The 1,628-nt window shown below is 73.1% G+C and carries 1 pseudogene; it reads right to left on the bottom strand.

Going from position 1 to position 1,628, the window contains the following annotated elements:
* Nucleotides 1–344 precede the first annotated feature (344 nt).
* Nucleotides 345–1,337 (bottom strand): annotated as a pseudogene (locus ACWDX9_RS63075) (methionine--tRNA ligase); the annotation flags it as partial.
* Between the last annotated feature and the right edge of the window lie 291 nt (nt 1,338–1,628).

Below are 1,628 nucleotides of genomic sequence, written 5' to 3'. Positions count from 1 at the left end.
GCCGCCAGCTCAAGCCGCTGGGCCGGCAGGCGGAGATCGCCCGCAAGGCCGCCGTCATCCAGGCCGACCTGCGCGACTCCCAGCGCGGCCTCCTGCCCGGCCCGGGGCTGCCGCCACGGCTGGGTCCGCTCGACGTACCTGTTGGCCTCCTCGACGAGCGCCCAGACGGCCGTCGCCGCCCGCCGGAAATCGAATGCCTCCAGCGCCTCGTCCACCGGCACCGCGGCCGGCTCCTCCCCGGCCGGGGGCACGTGGCCGTCCAGGAAGCGGTGGACCATGGTGACGACCCGGTTGACCAGGTTCCCCAGCCCGTTGGCCAGGTCCTCGTCCGCCCTGGCGACCAGCCGTTCCTCGGTGAAGTCGGCGTCGCCCACGCGCGGCACCTCGCGCAGCAGCCACCACCGCACGGCATCGACCCCGTACGCGTCCACGAGCGCCACCGGATCGGCCGCGCCGCCCGACGACTTGCTGATCTTGCGCCCGCCCACCGTGAGGTAGTCGTGCACGAAGATCTCCGTGGGCAGCGGCTCGCCCGCGGACAGGAGCATCGCCGGCCAGTACACCGCGTGGAACCGGATCACGCCCTTGCCCATCAGGTGCGCCTTGCGCCGCTCGGAGACCCACCAGCGGTCGTAGTCGTCGCCTTCGAGCGCGGTGACGTAGTTGGCCAGCGCGTCCCACCACACGTACACCACCTGGTCCGGGTCGCCGGGCACGGGGATCCCCCACCCGCGGGCGCGGGCGGCGGAGCGCGAGACGCTGATGTCGTCCAGCCCGGCCTCGATGAACGCCAGCACCTCGTTCCGCCGCGCGACCGGCTCGATCCTGAGCCGCCCGCCGCGGATGAGCTCGCTCAGGGCGTCCTGGTAGCGGGAGAGCCGGAAGAACCAGTTGCGCTCGGAGACGCGCTGCAGCGGCGCCTCGTGCCCGTCGGGACAGGGGCCTTCCGGATAGAACTGCTCGCAGCCCACGCAGTAGAGCCCCTCATAGTGCCGCTGGTAGAGGTCGTGCCCGGTCGCCTCCCAGATCCGCTCCACCCCGGCCCGGTGCCCGGGATGGACGCTCGTCCGGATGAACGAGTCGAACGACAGGTCCAGCGGCCCCCGCAGCCCCTCGAACGCGGCCGCGTTCCGGTCCACCAGCTCCCGCACCGGCACGCCCGCCGCCTCGGCGGCCAGCACGTTCTTCAGCGAGTTGTCGTCGGTCCCGGTCTGGAACCGCACCGGCTCGCCGCGCCGCCGGTGGTGCCTGGCCAGCACGTCGGCCTGCACGAGCTCCAGGGCGTGCCCGAGGTGGGGACGGGCGTTGACGTACGGGATGGTCGTCGTGAGATACATCAGGTGCCTCCAAGGGGCCCCGAACACGACGAGAGGCCCCGCTCGCAGGGCCTCGACAAGACGTCGCCGACGAAACCCCCTAAGGGGCCATCATCTTCGGCGAGATCGTCATACCGCCCATGCTAACGACGTCCACCCGCCCCGGCCACCCGTTAACGCCCGGCGCGGTGGCGGACCAGCCAGACGGCCAGGCCGACCGCGAAGACCGCCAGGCCCGCCAGCACCGACGCCGGCGGGAGCGTGGCGGCCAGCAGCACGCACAGGCCCAGCCCCAGCCCGGCGACCGGCCGG

The sequence above is a fragment of the Nonomuraea sp. NPDC003201 genome (genome assembly GCF_053590415.1).
The sequence above is the reverse complement of the archived record's forward strand: the minus strand, read 5'-3'. Positions and strand labels throughout refer to the sequence as shown.